At 58.2% G+C, this 18883-nt stretch carries 21 protein-coding genes; 7 read left to right on the top strand and 14 right to left on the bottom strand.

Going from position 1 to position 18883, the window contains the following annotated elements; translation table 11 throughout:
- Positions 1–18: 18 nt before the first annotated feature.
- Both IV493_RS08910 and IV493_RS08905 read left to right on the top strand, forming a co-directional pair.
- Positions 19–513 (top strand): MarR family winged helix-turn-helix transcriptional regulator, encoded by a 495-nt coding sequence (locus IV493_RS08910; protein WP_033732652.1) that lies wholly within the window; start codon positions 19–21, stop codon positions 511–513.
- Between the two features lie 14 nt (positions 514–527).
- Positions 528–1427 carry a LysR family transcriptional regulator gene (locus IV493_RS08905; protein WP_013357829.1) on the top strand — a complete coding sequence of 300 codons (900 nt, stop codon included), beginning with the start codon at positions 528–530 and terminating at the stop codon, positions 1425–1427.
- On the opposite strand, the gene IV493_RS08900 is transcribed toward IV493_RS08905, so the two are convergent.
- The 5 genes from IV493_RS08900 to IV493_RS08880 form a co-directional block, all read right to left on the bottom strand.
- Positions 1402–2211: a substrate-binding domain-containing protein gene (locus tag IV493_RS08900; protein ID WP_195858109.1), complete on the bottom strand. Its 810-nt coding sequence runs from the start codon at positions 2209–2211 to the stop codon at positions 1402–1404. The two genes, IV493_RS08905 and IV493_RS08900, sit on opposite strands and share 26 nt — an antisense overlap.
- A 10-nt stretch (positions 2212–2221) precedes the next feature.
- A complete protein-coding gene (locus tag IV493_RS08895) occupies positions 2222–3529 on the bottom strand; it encodes an MFS transporter (protein WP_095707729.1) in 1308 nt (435 codons plus the stop codon).
- Positions 3530–3849: 320 nt separating this feature from the next.
- Complete coding sequence (locus IV493_RS08890; RefSeq protein WP_195858108.1) at positions 3850–4560, bottom strand: helix-turn-helix transcriptional regulator; 711 nt, start codon at positions 4558–4560, stop codon at positions 3850–3852.
- A gap of 4 nt (positions 4561–4564) precedes the next feature.
- Entirely contained in the window at positions 4565–4948 is a 384-nt protein-coding gene (locus tag IV493_RS08885; RefSeq protein WP_195858107.1) for an amino acid-binding protein, read from the bottom strand.
- A gap of 1 nt (position 4949) precedes the next feature.
- Positions 4950–5264 carry an antibiotic biosynthesis monooxygenase gene (locus tag IV493_RS08880; protein ID WP_195858106.1) on the bottom strand — a complete coding sequence of 105 codons (315 nt, stop codon included), beginning with the start codon at positions 5262–5264 and terminating at the stop codon, positions 4950–4952.
- 144 nt (positions 5265–5408) lie between these two features.
- Here IV493_RS08880 and IV493_RS08875 point away from each other — a divergent pair, with 144 nt between their 5' ends.
- Positions 5409–6302 (top strand): dihydrodipicolinate synthase family protein, encoded by an 894-nt coding sequence (locus tag IV493_RS08875; RefSeq protein WP_195858105.1) that lies wholly within the window; start codon positions 5409–5411, stop codon positions 6300–6302.
- A gap of 12 nt (positions 6303–6314) precedes the next feature.
- On the opposite strand, the gene IV493_RS08870 is transcribed toward IV493_RS08875, so the two are convergent.
- The 3 genes from IV493_RS08870 to IV493_RS08860 all read right to left on the bottom strand — a co-directional run bounded on the left by IV493_RS08870 (position 6315) and on the right by IV493_RS08860 (position 7953).
- Positions 6315–6803, bottom strand: a complete 489-nt coding sequence (locus IV493_RS08870; protein ID WP_195858104.1) for an ATP-binding protein — start codon at positions 6801–6803, stop codon at positions 6315–6317.
- A 315-nt stretch (positions 6804–7118) separates the two neighbouring features.
- Positions 7119–7358 (bottom strand): hypothetical protein, encoded by a 240-nt coding sequence (locus IV493_RS08865; RefSeq protein WP_147789240.1) that lies wholly within the window; start codon positions 7356–7358, stop codon positions 7119–7121.
- A 265-nt stretch (positions 7359–7623) separates the two neighbouring features.
- Positions 7624–7953, bottom strand: coding sequence for a cupin domain-containing protein (locus tag IV493_RS08860; protein ID WP_033783071.1), 330 nt, complete (start codon positions 7951–7953; stop codon positions 7624–7626).
- Positions 7954–8092: 139 nt separating this feature from the next.
- On the opposite strand from IV493_RS08860, the gene IV493_RS08855 reads away from it, so the two are divergent.
- Positions 8093–8731, top strand: coding sequence for an RpiB/LacA/LacB family sugar-phosphate isomerase (locus IV493_RS08855; protein WP_033783072.1), 639 nt, complete (start codon positions 8093–8095; stop codon positions 8729–8731).
- A 68-nt stretch (positions 8732–8799) separates the two neighbouring features.
- On the opposite strand, the gene IV493_RS08850 is transcribed toward IV493_RS08855, so the two are convergent.
- The 6 genes from IV493_RS08850 to IV493_RS08825 all read right to left on the bottom strand — a co-directional run bounded on the left by IV493_RS08850 (position 8800) and on the right by IV493_RS08825 (position 15204).
- A complete protein-coding gene (locus tag IV493_RS08850) occupies positions 8800–9552 on the bottom strand; it encodes an ABC transporter ATP-binding protein (RefSeq protein WP_110330265.1) in 753 nt (250 codons plus the stop codon).
- A 10-nt stretch (positions 9553–9562) separates the two neighbouring features.
- Positions 9563–10429: an ABC transporter ATP-binding protein gene (locus IV493_RS08845; RefSeq protein WP_033784580.1), complete on the bottom strand. Its 867-nt coding sequence runs from the start codon at positions 10427–10429 to the stop codon at positions 9563–9565.
- The gene (locus IV493_RS08840) at positions 10401–11306 is read right to left on the bottom strand and encodes an ABC transporter permease (RefSeq protein ID WP_013357843.1); all 906 of its coding nucleotides are present in this window, start codon (positions 11304–11306) and stop codon (positions 10401–10403) included. Before IV493_RS08840 ends, IV493_RS08845 begins: the two co-directional genes overlap by 29 nt.
- Entirely contained in the window at positions 11303–12334 is a 1032-nt protein-coding gene (locus IV493_RS08835; protein WP_195858103.1) for an ABC transporter permease, read from the bottom strand. The genes IV493_RS08840 and IV493_RS08835 overlap by 4 nt, the downstream gene beginning before the upstream one ends.
- Complete coding sequence (locus tag IV493_RS08830; RefSeq protein WP_195858102.1) at positions 12331–13959, bottom strand: ABC transporter substrate-binding protein; 1629 nt, start codon at positions 13957–13959, stop codon at positions 12331–12333. The genes IV493_RS08835 and IV493_RS08830 overlap by 4 nt, the downstream gene beginning before the upstream one ends.
- A 90-nt stretch (positions 13960–14049) precedes the next feature.
- Positions 14050–15204 carry a mandelate racemase family protein gene (locus IV493_RS08825; RefSeq protein WP_147789237.1) on the bottom strand — a complete coding sequence of 385 codons (1155 nt, stop codon included), beginning with the start codon at positions 15202–15204 and terminating at the stop codon, positions 14050–14052.
- Between the two features lie 347 nt (positions 15205–15551).
- On the opposite strand from IV493_RS08825, the gene IV493_RS08820 reads away from it, so the two are divergent.
- From IV493_RS08820 to IV493_RS08810, 3 genes are all read left to right on the top strand, one after another.
- On the top strand, positions 15552–16667 hold the full coding sequence (locus tag IV493_RS08820) for an ABC transporter substrate-binding protein (protein ID WP_147789236.1): 1116 nt from the start codon (positions 15552–15554) through the stop codon (positions 16665–16667).
- Positions 16668–16832: 165 nt separating this feature from the next.
- On the top strand, positions 16833–17240 hold the full coding sequence (locus tag IV493_RS08815) for a DUF2231 domain-containing protein (protein WP_013357848.1): 408 nt from the start codon (positions 16833–16835) through the stop codon (positions 17238–17240).
- 12 nt (positions 17241–17252) lie between these two features.
- The gene (locus IV493_RS08810) at positions 17253–18554 is read left to right on the top strand and encodes a sorbosone dehydrogenase family protein (protein ID WP_033783080.1); all 1302 of its coding nucleotides are present in this window, start codon (positions 17253–17255) and stop codon (positions 18552–18554) included.
- Positions 18555–18883: the final 329 nt, after the last annotated feature.

Raw genomic sequence — 18883 nt, 5'->3', positions numbered from 1 at the left:
TGCCTCTGGATAGCGTCAATGAAAAGTGTGCAAAATACACATAAATACGATGCGCTGCATGATTGTCTGCTGACAATTGCGGGCGCGCTTAACCGGCCTCAGCGCGATATGGCGATGATTAAAGCGGCGGGTATTGAGCTGGATCGGGCACTGTTTCCACTGCTGGTTCAGGTCAGCCGGTTCGGGCCGATCGGCGTGGGCGAACTCGCCGATCGGGTGGGTCGTGATTACAGCACGGTCAGCCGTCAGGTAGCGAAATTAGAGGAGACCGGGCTGGTCGTGCGGCAGAAAAACCGTCAGGACAAAAGGATCAACGAAGCCGCAATTACCGCGGCTGGCAGGGCGATGACTGATAAAATCGATGCGCAACGGGTGCAGGTTTATCAGCGCATTTTCCTCCACTGGCCAGAGAGCGACCGCGAGACGCTGGAACAGTTGCTCAGCAAATTCGTTAGCGATTTCAGCCAGACGGAAGGCGATGAAAATGATGATGGCAAGCCTGATGCGGTTTAGGGGAAGAGGAATGTATGCCGGTTAATTTCGATCTCAACGATCTCTACGCGTTTCGCGCGCTGGTGGAGTTTGGCAATTTTCGCCTGGCGGCGGAGTCAATCTGCCTTTCGCAATCGGCACTGAGCCGCCGCATCGATAAGCTGGAAACCACGCTGGGGATCAAACTGTTTGAGCGGACCACGCGCCGCGTCACGCTGACGCTGAAAGGACATGCGTTTGCTCAGCGTTCGGAAAAGCTGCTGGCCGATTTTGAAGAGGTGATGGCCGATCTGAGTGAAGTGAGCTTAGCCCGCACCGGCCTGATTACCGTCGCCTGCGTGCCGTCAGCCGCTTACTACTTTATGCCCAACATCATCCGGCTGTTTCAGGCGCGCTATCCCCGCGTACGAGTCAAGCTGGTCGACAGCAGTGCGGCCAACGTCTATGACGCGGTGATTGGCGGTCAGGCCGATTTCGGCATCAGCTTTTCCAGCCGCTCGCAGCCGGATGTGCACTTCCAGCCGCTGATGGACGATCCGTATGTGGCGGCCTGTCGGCGTGACCATCCGATAGCAGGCAAAAAGAGTCTGAGCTGGCAGGCGTTTTATCAGTATGAGTGGGTCGGACTGGATAAAACCTCCGGCAATCGCAACCTGCTGGACCAGGCGTTGCAGGCGATCATGCCGGAGAAACCCTGTGTCTGTGAAACCCGGCACGTCACCACCATGCTGGGGATGGTTGAGGCGGGGCTTGGCATTGCTGCCGTCCCCGCCATGTCGATGCCCGGCTACGATCACGCCCTGCTGATGGCGGTGCCGTTAACCGATCCGCAGGTGAAACGCACCGTCGGACTGCTGCGTAAAAATGGCCGGATGCTCTCGCACATCGCGGGCGAACTGGAAAACCTGATTATTGAACAGTATCAGCGACTTTAGCCGGTTTTGACGCCTTCACGCTGTGCAGGCCGCTGGCGTGCACGGCCTGCTGTGCCTCAGGCGAGGCGAGCCAGTGCAGCAGCTTCGCCGCCTCGTCCGGCTGCGCTGACCTGCGTACTACGGCACCGGCGAAGCGGGTGGTGTACTGCAGCGTGTCCGGCAGTTCGCCAATGAACGTTACGCCGGAGACCGGCAGCAGTTCACTGACCTGCTGAAAGCCGATAGCGTATTTACCCGCCGCGACCTCGGAGGCCACCGGGATGCGCTCAACCTTCACCGCTTTCGCCTTCACCTGATCCTCAATGCCCAGTCGGCTGAACAGCTGGCTGCTGACATATTTGCCGCTGGCGCTGTCGGAGTAGGCGATGGAAGAGGCGTTCAGCAGGGCAGTACGCAGCTCGCTTTCGCTGCCGATTTTCACCGGCGTGGCACCCTGTTTTATCACTGCACCGATGCGCGAGTCCGCCAGCTCAACCCGTGAACCCGGCAGCGTTGCGCCCTTTTTTTGCAGGTCGCTTAACGCATCGCCAACCATAATTAACACATCAGCCGGTTCACCACGCGCCAGCCGCGCCGGAATCGCCTGTGGTGTCTTGCCCATCGACGGACCGGCAACCGTGTTAATGGTGATCCCTTCACGCTGGGCAAAGCGTGGCGAAAGCGTATCCCATGCCGCTTTAAATCCGCCGGAGATCATTACCGTCAGCCCTTTTGCCTGCGCCGTGGTGCTGCCCGCCACGCTGAACAGCAGGGCAGCGTAGAGTGACATCGTTTTCAGTTTCATCTTCAGTTCCTCAGCTAACGGTTTTATGGGCAGGTAATACGGCACTGCGGGTGCGACGATAGAGATACAGTGTTGCGCCCAGCGCGCAGACAGCCGCAAAACTCATCCAGTAGCCAGGCGAGGCTTTGTCGCCGGTCAGTTCGATCAGACCGGTCGACATCACCGGGGTAAAGCCACCAAACACTGCGGTTGCCAGGCTGTAGGCCAGCGAGAAGCCTGCCACGCGGACTTCCCCTGGCATGATTTCGGTCAGCGCCGGGATCATCGCGCCGTTGTAGAGACCGTAAATCATCGAAAGCCATAGCAGCACGCCCAGCATCATAGAGAAGCCCGGTGCCGCTGCCAGCAGGCTCAGGGCCGGATAGCTGGTGGCGATCGCCAGAAGCGTCATGGCAACCAGGACAGGTTTGCGGCCAAAGCGGTCGGAGATCGCGCCGCCAATCGGCAGCCAGATGAAGTTCGACACCGCCACCAGCAGCGTCACCAGCAGGCTGTCCGAGGCACTCAGCAGCAGGACTTTTTTGCCAAAGGTCGGGGCATAAACCGTAATCAGGTAAAACGCCGTGGTGGTCATCGCGACCATCAGCATCCCGGCAATCACCACCTGCCAGTTACTGAGCAGGATGCGGAACACCTGTTTCACATCAGGATGACTGCGGCGATTGCTGAACTCCTGCGTCTCTTCCAGCTTGCGACGCAGCACGAAGATAAACGGCACAATCAGGCAGCCAAACAGGAACGGAATACGCCAGCCCCATTCGCGGATAGCGCTCTCTTCCAGCACGGCGTTGAGGATAAAGCCCATTGCCGCCGCCACCATAATCGCGACCTGCTGACTGCCCGACTGCCAGCTGGTGTAGAAGCCTTTGCGGCCCGGCGTCGCGATCTCGGCCAGATAAACCGACACCCCGCCCAGCTCTGCACCGGCGGAGAAGCCCTGCAGCAGTCGGCCGATCAGCACCAGCAGCGGTGCCCACAGGCCAATGCTCTGGTAAGAGGGGATGAGCACGATCATAAATGTGCCCGCCGCCATGATGGAGAGCGTGACGATCAGCCCCTTGCGACGGCCGACCTTATCGATGTACGCCCCCAGTACCACTGCGCCGATAGGGCGCATCAGGAAGCCTGCACCAAAGACGGCAAAGGTCATCATCAGTGAGGCAAACTCACTACTGGCCGGGAAAAAGGTATGGGCGATATAGGTGGCATAAAAACCGAACAGGAAGAAATCAAACTGTTCGAGGAAGTTGCCCGAGGTAACACGAAATATAGCGCCAATCCTGGCGCGGTGAGTCATGGGTGAGGTTGTCTGCATCAGTAACTCCAGTAAGGTATGACGCTTTTTGCCGCGCCTGTGACTGAAGAGTGGATCAGCGCCCGGCGCTGAATAAGTGCAAAAATGGCAATGATTAATGTGTGCGCCGCATGATTGCCTGGCGTTATCATTTAAAAGCATTCTGATTCATAAGGTTATAGAAACTGCCGATTTTGTCGGCGTGTTATCGGCTCTGAGGCGAGTTTGCGGAAATGTGACAGAATTCATAAGCCTGTTATGGGCTGATTAGGGGATTCCAGGCAGTCCGAGGCCGCCCGCGCAGAGCCTGGCAGCAAATGGGCTCTGAACTCAGGCGTGCTGTGTCAGCGAAGTGTGATATCGAAAACCTGACGTAAATGCCTGGCGCCTACCGCAGTAAACGTCACTTCACGGTAGCCGGGCTGTCGGGTGAGCCAGCCCTGCACCTCAAAGGCGGTGAGCAGCGCTGCGCCCGCGTAGCCGCCGAGATGAAAGCGGCGCTCACTCCAGTCGAGACAGCCACAGCACGCCCGGCGGCGTCCGGGGTGCGACAGATCAATTCGCAACGCCGCAAACTGCTGTTGTCCATAAAGGGTGAGGGCGCTGCCCTCCGGCGTGATCCAGCCCTGCTGTACCATTGCGGCGTATATCTGCACCGCGACGTCACCCGCCAGATGGTCGTAGCAGGTGCGGGCAGTGCGCAGTGATGTCGGCGTCGTGCTCTGTGGCGCAGCGATCCTTCGCCACGACACCCCCATCATGTTCTCAATCAGCGTTGCGATGTCACTGCCTGTCAGCCGGTAATAACGGTGACGCCCCTGCGCCACACAGACGATCAGGCCGCTGTTAATCAACCGGTTCAGATGCGCGCTGGCGGTGGAGGGGGCCACGTCGGTGACGGCGCTAAGTTCCGTAGCCGTCCAGGCGCGTCCATCCATCAGCGCTGACAGCATCTTTACCCGAGACGAATCGGCCATCGCGGCGGCGACGCTCACAATTGCGTGCTCAAGCGCGTCGCTGTCGTCCGTTGCGTTTTCCGATTGCGGTTTAGCCATTAGCTTATGGAGCCCATTCTGTCGTCAGCCCGGCGGCTGATTGATTGTTATCGGTGATCAGGATTAGCTGGTTAGCGTGATCGCTGTACTGCACCAGAATGTTGATCCCGGCATCGGCCAGGCGTGTCGTTATCGCCCCCAGTTCGCCAGGACCCTGCTGCGGTAGCCTGCGAATCAATGGGGTATTAAGTGCCTCGACGGTGATCCCCTCCGCTTCCAGCACGGCACGCGCCCGTTCACCTTCCGCAACCAGAAAATGGGCGTGGCTCTGCGCACCAGACGAGAACAGGCCGCCGCCTTCCAGCCCGATTGCATGACGGCCCAGCAGCGTGGTGAGTCGGGAAAGGGTGCCTGGACTATTTTGCAGGATCACATGAATATCGAACATGTTAATTTACTCCCTGTTGTGAGGCATATTCTCTGACCAGCGTGGCGATGCGAATGCGATAACCGGCAAAGAGGGTTTCACGACCTTCACGCTGCGCGGCCTGGTGGCAAAGGTTACGTTTCCATGCCTGTACCGCGGCGTCATCGCGCCACCAGGAGAGCGAGAGGATTTTTTTCTCATCACCCAGGCTCTGAAAGCGCTCAATAGAGATAAATCCATCAATGTCCTTTAACAGCGGACTCAGGTCGGCGGCCAGTTGCAGATAACGCATCTGGTGTTCGGGGCGGGCTTCAGCTTCAAACAGTACGGCAATCATCGCTATCTTCCTTTAAACGAGAGTAAAGAGGGTGATGGCACAAAAATAGCGGGCGGAGCGAACCGATGCTTCGGCCGGTAACGAAATATGGCTGTACGGACGAACGTCAGCCAGGCAACGCATTCTTACAATGGAGCAGACGATATGTTCAGCGGACTTAGTGCCTTTCCCCTTACTCCCTTTGCAGAGGGCAGACCCGATGAAGCCGCCTTTCTGCGGCTGCTGACCAGGCTGACGGAGGCAAAAGTCGACTCCCTTGGCGTGCTGGGATCAACCGGCAGCTATGCGTATCTGACCCGCACGCAGCGCAGGCGCATCGCAACGCTGGCGGTTGAACATGCAGATTCGATTCCGGTGATGATCTGCGTGGGCGCGGTGAGCACCGATGAGGTGCTGGCGCTGACTGAAGATGCGCAGCAGGCGGGTGCTGCCGCATTACTGCTGCCGCCGCTGGGTTATCAGGCGTTGAAAGAGGAGGAAGTATTCGCGCTTTATGAGACCGTGACGCGTCACGCCTCGGTGCCGATCTGCGTCTATGACAATCCGGGCACTACCCATTTTACGTTTTCTGATGCGCTGCTGGGCCGGATCGCTCAACTGCCTGGCGTGGGTTCAGTGAAAATTCCGGGTGTTCCGGCGGAGCAGTCCGCAGCGAATGATCGCCTCGCGCAACTGCGCAACACGCTGCCTGCTTCCGTATCGATTGGCGTTAGCGGTGATGCCTCTGCTGGCAACGGGTTGATTGCGGGCTGTGATGGCTGGTATTCGGTGTGCGGCGGGCTGTTTCCGCGCGTTGCAAAAGCGATGACCGAGGCGGCAGCCGCAGGTGATTATGCGAACGTCAGAGCACAGTCCGATCGTCTTGAGCCGTTGTGGGCACTGTTCCGCCAGCACGGCGGCAGTTTCCGGGTCATCAGCGCTGCAGCATGGCTGCTGGGGCTGACCGAACGCAACTGCCTGCCGCGTCCGCTGTTGCCGCTTTCCGCTGCCGATTGTCGGGAAATTGCTGACGTGCTTGCCGCTATCGATCTCTCCTGATAGCAAAAGACGTTAACTGTGGCGCACCAGGTGAAAGCCTTCTTCCTCCTGCGGCGGTTCAAAATAGCGGGTAATCAGCGCGAACTGCTCGTCCGTGGCGGCAAAGGCGTGTTCGCCGCCCTGATTACGGGCGTGCAGACGCGATTTACACAGTGCGTCCGGAACGTCCAGATAATGCAGGCGATGATCGGCAGAGGATGCCTCTATCACTGAACGCATCCAGTCACGATTTGCCCGGGTGTTGGCCGGAAAATCGAGTACCACCGAGACACCCGCGTTAAGCAGCGCCACCAGGTGGGGCGTCATCGCCTTCCTGAGTTTTTCCGCGACGCGCACATAGTCGGCCACTGAATGCATCTCGTCCTGCCAGAGCGCGGCCAGCCACTCATCCTCGCTGATGACCACGCAACCCGGTAAAGCGCCCAGTTCCGCTGCCAGCGTCGATTTCCCGGAGGCAATTTTTCCACACAGCAGATGCAGTGTGGCAGGTGCAGAAGTCATGATCGTGTCACTCCTTTAACAGGTGGGTAATAAACCGTGCGGCCGGTATAAGGCGCGTCTCGCCGATGCGCAATTCAGGCTAACAAAAGCAGGGAGGGATAAGCAATGAGAGGCTGGGAGGGCTGGTGAGTCACCCTGGATTAACCGCCCGAAACAGCATCCGCTGCTGTGGGCAATCTGGCGTTGGGAACAACAGGCAATGTTTACATGAAAATGAATACGCCTGAACGGCGACGTGCGGTCAGGCGAATGTCCGGAGTAGGAATAAAGGTCCTGAAGCGTAGTGAATCTGCGCTAAACCGCCAGCTACAGGCTTCATTTTTGTGCCATCAGCAGCGTCAGCAGTTCACGGCAGCACGCTTCTTCTTCTGCGCTGTCCGCAGAGGCCAGATGACGCAGCAGTTCCATGCAGCTTTTTTCTTTGCCTGCTTCCAGTAACTCCTCAATCAGAAAATTAAGTTTGTCCTGCTCAGAGGCGGTAAAGGATGATTTGAACTCATTTTTGACCGGAATGGTATGGTTCACCGGCAGGGTCAGGGTGTTTTGCATTGGCATATTATTGTCCTGTTTCGGGTTAAAAAACGCACTGGTGTTGCTATTAAACTTATACAACGATCCGTATTTTGTACAGAAATCTGCCTGAATGATTTTTAAGCCGGCGCTAAGCGTAGCGCGGCTGCAGAGGAAGTGCTGGCTAATCATTCAGTTAGCAGTGAAGAGAATTTCAGAAAAATTGCACCGGTTTTAAGTCAAATCCGGTGGGCAGGGAAAAGAGACAACATCAGGTCAGTTTGGCAAGCGGCCCATCGGGCCGCGTGAGTTATTTAGCCGCGAGGAAATCTTCGCGTTGCGGCGTAAAGGTATCCAGCAGCACACCTGCCTCAAGACAGACGCAGCCATGAACCACATTGGGTGCTTTGTAGAGTGTATCCCCCGCGCCGACTTCCCGCGTTTCACCCTCAATGGTGAAGGCAAAACGTCCGCTCAGTACATAGGTCAGCTGCTCATGGGGATGGTGATGCAGCGGGCCAGTCGCCCCTTTTTCAAAACGGACTTCAACCGCCATCATTGTGCCGCCATGTGCCAGCACGCGGCGGGTCACGCCATCACCCAAATCGTCCAGGGGCTGATCTTTATGATAGATAAACATCGGAATCCTCATGCAGTAACAGGCACTGCAATGGCCATTTTGTGATGGCTCTCACAGCGCGCAGGTGAATTAGCCCATGCACTTTAGTGCTTTTTCATTAAAATGAAACGGTGTTTCAATTAATTTATAAGGGTAGATCATGAAAATCGCATTAATGATGGAAAACAGCCAGGCCGCTAAAAACGTTATCGTGCTGAAAGAACTGGAAGGTGTCGCACAGCCGCTGGGCCATCAGGTCTTCAACGTCGGGATGAGCGATGAGCAGGATCACCATCTGACTTACATTCACCTCGGTATTCAGGCCAGCATACTGCTCAACAGCCAGGCGGTAGATTTCGTGGTCGCGGGCTGCGGCACCGGACAGGGCGCGCTGATGTCGCTTAACATCCATCCGGGCGTGGTCTGCGGTTACTGTATCGATCCGGCGGATGCTTACCTGTTTGCACAGATCAACAACGGCAATGCCTTGTCCCTGCCATTTGCTAAAGGGTTTGGCTGGGGTGCAGAACTGAATCTGCGCTTTATCTTTGAAAAAGCGTTCACCGGCGAGAAGGGCAATGGCTATCCGCCAGAGCGTAAAGAGCCGCAGGTGCGCAATGCCGGTCTGCTGAACCAGGTTAAGGCTGCGGTGATCAAAGATAACTATCTCGACACGCTGCGCGCTATTGATCCTGAACTGGTGCGTACCGCCGTCAGCGGCCCGCGTTTCCAGCAGTGCCTGTTTGAGCATGGCAAAAATCAGGAGATCGTTGCCTTTGTGCGTCAGTTGACGCATTAAGTCCTCCGATTTCACGAGGCCGGTCTGACCGGCCTTTTTTTATTCTCTCTCCTGACCTCCGCTGACTTTCAGCCTGCCACATGAGTGTGGCGACTCGCCTCGACCAGCATCCGCGTATAGGGCATCGCAGCGCGATCCGCCACCAGCGTCGGCACATCCAGCGTCTCCAGCACTTTGCCCTGTTGCATCACCGCCACGCGATGGCAGAGATGCGCCACCACGCCGAGATCGTGCGTCACCATCAGATAGGTCAGGTTCTCCTGCTGCTGCAGATCGCTGAGCAGGTTCAGGATCTCCGCCTGTACCGAAACATCCAAAGCAGAAGTGGGCTCATCCAGCAGCAGTACGCGCGGCTCCAGAATCAGCGCCCTGGCAATCGCTACGCGCTGACGCTGGCCTCCTGAAAGCTGGTGCGGATAGCGCGTCTGCCAGGCGCGATTCAGCCCGACCTTATCCAGCATCGCCACCACCCGCTGCTGGCGCTGCCCGATACCCTGAATCTGCAACGGCTCTTCCAGGATGTCGCCCAGCGTGTGACGCGGATGCAGCGAACCGTAAGGGTCCTGAAACACCATCTGTACCTGACGACAGCGCGCCCGATCGATGCGGTGCTTCAGCGGCTGGTTATCAATGCTCAGCTCTCCCTGCCAGTGAGTAAATAATCCCGCCAGGCACTTCAGCACCGTGGTTTTACCCGAACCCGACTCGCCTACCAGCCCGAAAATTTCACCCTGTTTCACCTGCAGATTTACGTCGAACAGCACCTGACTCCGGCGATCGTCGTCACCAAAACTCAGGCTGAGATTTTTCACATCAATCATCGCGAACTCCTTAATTCGTCAACCAGCTGGCATGACGTTGTAATACCGGCAGGCGTGTACGACGGTGATCAAGGTCGGGCAGTGCCGCCAGCAATCCCTGGGTATAGGGATGCTGCGCGTGGTCAAGCTCGCTGGCGGCCAGCGACTCCACCACGCGTCCGGCGTACATCACCAGCACCCGATCGCAGAAGCTGCGTACCAGGCTGATATCGTGGCTGATAAAAATCAGTCCCAGCCCGCGCGCCTTCACCAGATCGTCCAGCAGCGCCAGCACCTGCAGGCGAACCGAGACATCCAGCGCAGAAGTCGGCTCATCGGCAATCACCAGTTCCGGCTCGGTAATCAGCATCATAGCGATCATCACGCGCTGCCCCTGACCGCCAGAAATTTCATGCGGATAGAGCTGATAAACCCGTTCAGGATCGCGGATCTGCACCTCCTCCAGCATCGCCAGCGTCCGCTGACGCGCCGCTGCTTTCTGGCCGCGATGATGACTGCGCCAGGCTTCGGCGATCTGCTCGCCCACCCGAATCACCGGGTTCAGGGAATATTTCGGGTCCTGCATAATCATGGAAATGCGTTTGCCGCGAATGGCGCGCATCTGCGCCGGGCTGGCGTGCAGCAGGTCGATATCACCAAACTGCATCCGGCTCGCCTCGATGCGCGCCCTGGCCGGATGCAGCTGCAGCAGGGCGCGGCCCACGGTCGATTTACCGGAGCCGGATTCGCCGACAATCGCCAGCTTCTCCTGACCGAGCTGAAAGGAGACGCCGCGCACCGCCGGGGTGATCTGGCGTCCGTTAACAAAGTTCACGTGCAAATCGCGCACGTCGAGCAACGGCAGGGCGTTACTCACTGCGGGGATCGAGCAGGTCACGTAGGCCATCTCCTAAGAAGTTAAATGCCAGGCTGTTAATCAGGATCGCCAGACCGGGCACGGTAACCACCCACCAGCACTCCAGCATGTAGGTACGGCCGCTGGCGATCATCGCGCCCCATTCCGGATCCGGCGGCTGTGCACCCAGTCCGAGAAAACCCAGCCCGGCGGCGGTAAGGATAATGCCCGCCATATTCATGGTGATACGGATAATCACCGACGGCAGGCAGAGCGGAATAATATGCTTCCACAGCACCCGCAGCGGCGACGCGCCCTGTAATCGCACCGCTGAGATAAAGTCCGCCTGGCGCAGCGACAGCGTTTCGGCACGCGCCAGACGGGCAATCGGTGGCCAGGCGGTGAGGGTAATGGCAATCACCACATGCTCAAGACCCGGCCCCAGCGCGGCAACAAACGCCAGCGCCAGTACCAGGCTGGGAAAGGAGATGAAGATATCGGTGACGCGCATCAGCACCCCATCGACTTTGCCGCCAAAGTAACCCGCGGTAACGCCCAGCAGCAGGCCCAGCGGTCCGACGGTGATCGACACCAGCAGCACGATGTAGAGCGTAATGCGCGCGCCCCACACCAGACGGCTGAAGATATCCCGGCCAAACTCATCGGTGCCGAACCAGTGGGCTGCACCGGGCGGCGTCAGGGCGTTGTCCAGATCCTGAATCAGCGGGTGATAGGGTGCGATCCAGGGCGCAAACAGCGCCACGATGCAGAGCAGCAACACAATGCCGCCGCCGATGGCGGTCAGGGGATTACAGGCCATGCGCCACAGGAAAGTGCCGCAGCGGGCAGCGAATCGCCGGCAGCGCGCCAGCCGCTCGCGGGTGTGACCGGCAGAAGGGGTGTCAAAAGAGATCGTCATACTTTGGTCCTCGGATCGAACACCTGATAGAGCAGATCGGCGATCAGGTTAAGCAGCACAAAGATCAGGCCGACCACCAGCACGCAGCCCATCACCGCATTCATATCGCCCAGCATCAGACTGCCCGTGAGATAGGAGCCAAAACCGGGCCAGGAGAAGACAGTTTCAATCAGCACGGCGCCCTCCAGCAGCGAGCCATAGGCCAGCGCCACCACGGTCAGCAGCTGAACCAGGATATTGCGAAACGCGTGCTGCCAGATCACCTGCCACTCGGTCAGGCCTTTGACCCGCGCGGTCAGAATGAACTCCTGTGACAGCTGCGCCAGCATAAAGCTGCGCGTCATCCGGCTGATGTAGGCCATGGAGTGAAAGCCGAGCAGCGAGGCGGGCAGCACCAGATGAATCAGCGCATTCCGGAACACCTGACCGTTGCCCGCCAGCAGGGCGTCGATCAGCATAAAGCCGGTGCGACGTGGCACGATGCCATCAAGGCTGAAGTCCACCCGGCCAGCACCGCCGACCCAGCCGAGATGGGCATAGAACAGCAGCAGGCCCATCATGCCAACCCAGAAGATCGGCGTGGAGTAACCGGCCAGGCTGAGCATCCGCACCACATAGTCGATGACGCTGTTACGCCGCGCCGCCGCCAGCACACCCAGCGGTACGCCCAGCCCTGCGCCAATGACAATTGCCAGTGTGGCCAGCTCTACCGTGGCGGGAAAGACGCGCAGCATGTCATGCACTACCGGCTGGCCGGTGAGCAGCGCGTGGCCCAGGTCACCATGCAGCAGGGCATTAAGATAGAGGCCAAACTGCACCCACAGCGGTTTATCAAAGCCAAGCTGGTGGTAGACCTGCTGATAAGTGGCCTGATCGGCATCCGGGCCGACTATCGCCAGCACCGGATCCAGCGGCATTACCCGGCCAATAAAAAAGGTCAGCAGCAACAGGCCGAACAGCGTGATGAGTACCTGAACCGCGCGATGGCTGATGCGGCGGCACTGATTTCGTGTCAGGGTCATCATCATGGTGTGCCTCCCGCCAGGCTGTCAGGCGTTTTCCAGACGTCACGCAGGAAGGTGGTCGCAGAAGGATGGGGCTGATACGCCTGTACCCGGTTACTGACCACCACGGAGTCAAGCATTTGTGAAATCGGCATCAGCGCAGGCACCAGCTGGTCGTAGCGTTGCTGGATGGCGAAATAGGCCTGCTGCTGGCGGGTTTTGTCGCGTTCCACCAGCGCCTGATCGATCATGCGGTTGAGCTGCGCGTCGTAGAAACCGGTACGCCAGCCCTGGAAATTGGTCAGCCGGGCACTGTCGGCATTGTTCGGGTTGTAGACCAGCGCACGCAGGCTGGAGTGGGGGTGCGGCTCGACGCCGCTGCCGCCGCGTCCGACCAGCAGGCTGAACTGGCGATCGCGCATCGCGCCATAAATCTGGTTGCCGGTGCCGGTAATGATTTTTGCCCGGATGCCGCCCTGCAGCAGCGTTGACTGAATGGCGATGGCGATATTCAGGAACGGCTGATCGGCAAGCACCCGCAGCGTGGTGTCAAAGCCCTCCGGATAACCCGCTTCAGCCAGCAGCGCACGGGCGCGCGGCACATCGAGCCGGTAACCGGGATCGGGCAGCGTGGCGGGCATCCCCGACTGTATCGGGCGCTGGTGCAGTTCGCCATAGCCGGTCATCAGGCTTTTATTGATGCCCTGATAATCGACCAGATAGCGGACCGCCTTACGCACCTTAATATTGTCAAAGCGCGGATCGTTCATGCTCATCGCCAGGTAGTAGATTGTCCCTTTTCTGACGGCATCAATGGTGAGGTCGGGATCGTGACGCAGGGCGCGCACATCGGGGATCGCCATATTGCTGGCGATATCGAGATCGCCTTTCTCCATCATCAGCCGCAGGGTTTGCGACTCCTGCAGGTGGCGGAAGACCACCCGCGACATCTTCGCCTCACCGCGCCAGTAGTCTGCCGAGCGACTCATGCGCAGCACATCTTTTGCCTGCCAGACATCCAGCCGGAACGGGCCGGAACCCGCTTCATGCGTGGTAAGCCAGCGGTTGCCCCAGTCACCATCGATTTCATGTTGTTGTACCGTTTTGCGGTCCAGCACCACCATACTGCCCAGCGCCGCCAGCGAGTAGATCACCAGTTGCGGATCGTTGGGTTTAGGCAGGGTGATCACCAGCGTGCGGTCGTCGGGTGCGGTGATCATCTGGTCCACATTGTCGCGGCTGAAACCGTAGGACTTCCACACCGACGCCTGCGCCAGATTCAGATGCAGCACCCGCCGCATCGACCAGACCGCATCAGCACTGGTGAGCGGATTACCGGAGTGAAACCTGACGTTGTTGCGCAGGTGGAAGGTCAGGGTGCGGTTATCCGGACTGACTGACCAGTGTTCCGCCAGCGCCGGGCGCACCTCGGTGAGCTGCTGCGGATTCAGCTCCACCAGGCCGTCATAGAGATTCACCACAATACCGACCACCTCGTTGCCGGTCATCGCGGCCGGATCCAGGGTGAGCAGGTTGTTCATATTCATGCCAACGATCAGCTGGTCATCCGGGGTCTTTGCCTGGATTGACGCGCTCGTGAGCATCAGCAGCGTGATCAGCCACGCGCCACATCGTTGTGTCAGGGTCATAGGTAAAGTCCAGCAGGTCAGAGGTTTTTCCCGTTTACCGCGTCATCAGGGCTGTGCGGCAACGGGGTTATTATTGTTTGCCGTACTTCATTACCAGCGGTTCAGCGTGTGGGTTTCAATCCAGCTGAAGTTGATATCCTCTCCCAGCCCGCTGCGGGTGGGCAGGGTGACAAAGCCCCGATCGTCCATTGGATCAATCAGGCTGTTGAGATACGCAGGCGGCGTTTCATAATCCAGGAAGGGATGCAGCAGGCCGCGCTCATACCAGCGGCAGTTACGAATAGCTCCGACCACCGCCAGGCTGGCTGCGCCGTTGCCGTGGACTTCGCAATCCATGCCGAAAGCTTCCGCCAGACTGGCTACTTTCATCGTGGCGGAGATGCCGCCTACGCCATTGGCCCCGGCACGCAGAATGTCGCAGGCACCGGCACGGACCCAGTCGGCGCGGCTGTGATGTTTACCGCCCAGGCTCTCCGGGCCGAGCACGTCGATTGAGAGGTTGTCTGCCAGCCAGGCGTAAGAGGCCATGCTCTCTTCCTCCATCGGCTCCTCGAACCAGGTGAAGTTAAGCTTCTCCAGCGCCTTGCCGATGGTCAGCGCGTCACTGCGGCTGTACCAGTGGTAGCCATCCAGCATCAGTGCGATATCCGGGCCAACCGCTTCACGCACCGCTGCGCAGGCTTTGATGTCCATGGCCGGGCTGGGCGCAAAGGCGACCGGCGGCATCCAGGTGTGCAGCTTGATCGCCTGATAGCCGCGTGCCACCAGCTTTTCCGCGAACTGTGCATACTCATCCGGCGTCGATAAACCGCCGCTCAGCTCGTCGCCGCACATGGTGCTGCCGTAAGCCGGGATCTTCTCGCGATAGCCGCCCAGCAGTTTATGCACCGGCTGTTTCAGCCTGCGCCCAATCAGGTCCCACAGCGCCTGCTCAACAGCGGAGAGGGCACGCTCGGTAAGCTGGTGGGCGCTGCCGCGCTGCCAGTGCACCAGATCCTGCCACATACGCTCGCGGTCAAAGGCGTTCTGACCGATCAGCACCTTGCGAAAAAAGGCATTAACCACATGCGCCCGCACCACTTCCGGCGGCGCAAAGGCGTAGCCGCAATCGCCATCCTCGCTGGTCAGGGTCAACAGCGCCATCTGCGCATCATTTTCCAGGCCGGGATGGGAGTGGCCGGCGCTGTCGGCAACACGCCGGGTGGGATAGGTAAAAAGGGTGACATCTATGGCGCTGATTTTCACGGTTACGCTCCTGTGGTTCGCTGTCCTGGTGAGTTATTAAAACGGCGTTTCATTTTCAATCTAGCGCTCACAATTCATTAACGCACTGGCCAAATCGATACGATTAACGGCTAATATGTGTGCAGCCGCCCAGGGTGTTGTGAGCATATTCACGAAAGCTGTCCGTTTTGTGAGCAGCAACACGCTGCGCTTTTTCCCTGATTAAGTTTGCTGTTAATGGTCACTTAACCCATTAACCTCGCCGCAAAAAACATTTAACCGCATGACTTCCCCTGAACGCCGTTTTAGGTGATAGTAACGCCGCTTTACATTAATAATTCTCATTATCATTTGTGCGGGTTTTCATAATGAAAAAATGGTTTTTAGCGCTGGGGCTGCTCACGCTGGCAGGGACGGCTTCGGCCAAAATGATTACTGATGTCGCAGGCCGTCAGGTCGAGGTGCCGCAGGAGGCAAAGCGCATCATTCTGGGTGAGGGCCGTCAGATCTATCTGCTGGCCGCATTTGATACCGACGCCCCGTTCACGCGGGTGATTGGCTGGCGTGATGACCTTCATAAGGCGGACTGGGACGGTTATCAGGCCTATGAGAAGCGTTATCCGGAAATTAAAAAATTACCGACCTTCGGCGGCGCGAAAGATGGCACCTTTAACGTCGAGCAGGCGCTAACCCTGAAGCCCGATCTGGTGCTGATGAATCTGGAGTCGAAAGCGGCGACCGATGAAGGCAAGCTGATTGAAAAACTGCAGGCCGTGGGTGTGCCGGTGGTGTTTATCGATTTCCGTGAAGCGCCGATGGTTAACGCTGAGAAAAGTATCCGCATCATGGGCGAACTGGTGAACAAACCGGAACGCGCGCAGGAGATCATCACCTTCCGCCAGCAGCAGATTGACCTTGTCACCTCGCGGCTGAAGAACTTCACCGGCTATCGTCCGAAAGTGATGATCGACCGCGCAGGCGGCTATAGTGACGAATGCTGCATGTCGTTCGGCAATGAGAACTTTGGTCAGATGGTGGAGATCGCAGGCGGCCGCAACATCGCGAAAGACCTGATCCCTGGCACCTTCGGCACGATTAACCCGGAGCAGATTATCGCCAGCCAGCCGGATGTGGTGGTGGTGACCGGCGCAAACTGGAAGAACTACAACACCGTGGGCAAATGGGTCGGCGTCGGTCCGGGTGCAAATGTCACCGAAGCGACGGCGCGTCTTAAGGCACTGATGATGCGTGATGCCTTTAAAACCCTGCCGGTGGCGCATAACGGCAACGTCCACGCCATCTGGCATCAGTTCTACGACAGCCCGTATCAGTTTGTGGCGATTCAGGCGCTGGCGAAATGGCTGCATCCCGATCTGTTTGCCGATGTCGATCCGGATGCCACCTTCCGCGCGTTCCACGAGAAGTTCCTCCCGCTGCCTTACCAGCCAGGCTACTGGGTCACCTTACCCGCGGATAAGCCCTGACTGACCGGCGATGACAGGGACGTCATCCGCCTGATTTACAATTCCCTCCGAATAAACCCTCTGTTTCTCTTCAGATTTACTAATCTTTTACAGGCGCGGGGTCGGTTGCTCTGAGCAGCGCGACATCTGAACTGGTCCGCATTCACGTTAAAAATGGAGAGAAACATGCGCAATACCCTGGGAAGATCGGCGTTTGCCGTGACGCTGTATGCTCTGCTGGAGCCGGTGCCGCTGGGCTTTTTTGTGGCGGCCTGGCTGTTTGACATTCTCTACATGCAGACCTTTGTGCAGTTCTGGACGGATGCCGCAGGCTGGCTGATTGCGCTGGGACTGATACTGGCGATCGTGCCACGTCTCATTGCACTGGTTTATCTGTTTCGCGGCAGTGACAGCGCGGAAAAGGGCCATTTCTGGCTCTGGCTGGTGGCCATCATCATCGCTATCGTCAATGCGTTTATTCACAGCCGTGATGCCGCCGCAGTGATCCCGCTGGGCGTAACGCTCTCGACGCTGGTGGTAGCGCTGCTGCTGCTGGCGAATGTGCAACTTGCGTTACGTCAGCGTAGCGCTTAAGGAGGAGCCACCATGAACATACCGCATAAAACGCTGCTCGCGCTGACCCTGACCACTTTCCTGGCAGGCTGTGATGATGGTGCGCTGGTCGATCCGCAAAAGCAGATCGGACCCAATCCCGAACTGCCGCAGGCGCAGAATTTCTTTATGCCGCCGATGCAGGTGCCGGAAGGCACGCCCTGGAAAGCCGGTGAAATGCCAAAAGTGGCTGATGGCCTGAAGATTGAGAAGATTGCTGAGAATCTGCAGCATCCGCGTCAGGTTTACGTGCTGCCAAACAATGATGTGCTGGTCGCGGAATCCAATGGCCCGCCAAAACCGACCACCCGACCTAAACAGCTGATCATGGGCATCGTCCAGAAAGCGTCAGGCAAGGGCGGCGCAGGCGGCAACCGTATTACGCTGCTGCGCAACGTCAATGGCAAATGGGAGCAGCATCGATTTATCGAAAATCTGCACTCGCCGTTTGGTATCCAGCTGATTGGCAACACGCTCTACGTCGCGAATGCTGACAGCCTGGTGAAGTTCCCCTATCGCGAAGGTGACACGGAGATCCGTACTGCTCCTGAAGAGGTAACGGAGCTGCCGGGCGGACCGATTAACCACCACTGGACCAAAGCACTGTTAGCCAGCCCCGATGGCAGCAAGCTCTATGTGGGCGTTGGCTCCAACAGTAACGTCACCGAAAACGGCATTGGCGCAGAGTATCGCCGGGCAGCGGTACTGGAAGTGGATGCGGCCAGCGGTGCCAGCCGTATTTACGCCAGCGGTCTGCGCAATCCGACCGGCCTGCAGTGGGAACCGCAGAGCGGCAAGCTGTGGGCTATCGTCAACGAGCGTGATGAAATCGGCTCCGATCTGGTGCCGGACTACCTGACCTCGGTACAGGATAAAGGTTTTTACGGCTGGCCCTATAGCTACTTTGGTCAGCATGTCGATACCCGTGCCGAACCGCAGCGTCCCGACCTGGTTGAGAAGGCGATCAAGCCCGATTACGCCCTGAGTTCGCATGTCGCGCCGCTGGGCCTGCTGTTCTACGGTGGTGATAATATGCCGCAGTACCGTGGCGGTGCGTTTATCAGCGAGCATGGCAGCTGGAACCGGACGCCGCTGAATGGCTACAAAGTGGTGTGGGTGAAATTTGAGAATGGCAAGCCGGTGGGGCAGCCGCAGACGGTGGTTTCGGGCTTCCTGACGGACGATGAAAAGCAGGTGCGTGGTTTGCCGGTCGGTCTCGCCAGCGATAAACAGGGCGGCGTACTGATCGCTGACGACGCAGGGAATACCGTCTGGCGTATCAGCGCCGCGAAGTAAATTCTGCGCGGATTGGGTTATCGCCGTAAAACAGGCATAAAAAAAAGGATTTGGCATCGCGCCAAATCCTTTATTTTTTTGTTCGCTACCCGGCTGGTAACCGCGCTGCGAACGAGGTGCTCAGCACTCTCCACAAACAAGATTGTAAAATGTGCGGCTAAGGATTTCAAGTTTCGCCAAAATACTGTATGTTTATACATGTGTTGAGTGTTGAGCATCGCCTCATTGTCGACTGGCCGCTCCCAGGGGCACGGTTTTAAAAATCCCGGCAGGCATCAGGTGGTGCTGGCCTGTGGCTTTAACCATGAGTGCCGCTCAGCCCTCTCCAC

The organism is Pantoea sp. SM3640, assembly GCF_015654165.1.
GTDB lineage: Bacteria > Pseudomonadota > Gammaproteobacteria > Enterobacterales > Enterobacteriaceae > Pantoea > Pantoea vagans.
Note: the sequence above shows the minus strand (reverse complement) of the source record. Positions and strands in the feature narration are given on the sequence as shown.

Coding starts and splice junctions, on each gene's coding strand:
- IV493_RS08900 (WP_195858109.1), bottom strand. CDS start 2,211: ATGAAACTGAAAACGATGTCACTCTACGCTGCCCTGCTGTTCAGCGTG.
- IV493_RS08820 (WP_147789236.1), top strand. CDS start 15,552: ATGAAAAAATGGTTTTTAGCGCTGGGGCTGCTCACGCTGGCAGGGACG.
- IV493_RS08865 (WP_147789240.1), bottom strand. CDS start 7,358: ATGCCAATGCAAAACACCCTGACCCTGCCGGTGAACCATACCATTCCG.
- IV493_RS08835 (WP_195858103.1), bottom strand. CDS start 12,334: ATGATGATGACCCTGACACGAAATCAGTGCCGCCGCATCAGCCATCGC.
- IV493_RS08810 (WP_033783080.1), top strand. CDS start 17,253: ATGAACATACCGCATAAAACGCTGCTCGCGCTGACCCTGACCACTTTC.
- IV493_RS08830 (WP_195858102.1), bottom strand. CDS start 13,959: ATGACCCTGACACAACGATGTGGCGCGTGGCTGATCACGCTGCTGATG.
- IV493_RS08885 (WP_195858107.1), bottom strand. CDS start 4,948: ATGTTCGATATTCATGTGATCCTGCAAAATAGTCCAGGCACCCTTTCC.
- IV493_RS08910 (WP_033732652.1), top strand. CDS start 19: ATGAAAAGTGTGCAAAATACACATAAATACGATGCGCTGCATGATTGT.
- IV493_RS08855 (WP_033783072.1), top strand. CDS start 8,093: ATGAAAATCGCATTAATGATGGAAAACAGCCAGGCCGCTAAAAACGTT.
- IV493_RS08840 (WP_013357843.1), bottom strand. CDS start 11,306: ATGACGATCTCTTTTGACACCCCTTCTGCCGGTCACACCCGCGAGCGG.
- IV493_RS08890 (WP_195858108.1), bottom strand. CDS start 4,560: ATGGCTAAACCGCAATCGGAAAACGCAACGGACGACAGCGACGCGCTT.
- IV493_RS08850 (WP_110330265.1), bottom strand. CDS start 9,552: ATGATTGATGTGAAAAATCTCAGCCTGAGTTTTGGTGACGACGATCGC.
- IV493_RS08875 (WP_195858105.1), top strand. CDS start 5,409: ATGTTCAGCGGACTTAGTGCCTTTCCCCTTACTCCCTTTGCAGAGGGC.
- IV493_RS08815 (WP_013357848.1), top strand. CDS start 16,833: ATGCGCAATACCCTGGGAAGATCGGCGTTTGCCGTGACGCTGTATGCT.
- IV493_RS08860 (WP_033783071.1), bottom strand. CDS start 7,953: ATGTTTATCTATCATAAAGATCAGCCCCTGGACGATTTGGGTGATGGC.
- IV493_RS08880 (WP_195858106.1), bottom strand. CDS start 5,264: ATGATTGCCGTACTGTTTGAAGCTGAAGCCCGCCCCGAACACCAGATG.
- IV493_RS08905 (WP_013357829.1), top strand. CDS start 528: ATGCCGGTTAATTTCGATCTCAACGATCTCTACGCGTTTCGCGCGCTG.
- IV493_RS08870 (WP_195858104.1), bottom strand. CDS start 6,803: ATGACTTCTGCACCTGCCACACTGCATCTGCTGTGTGGAAAAATTGCC.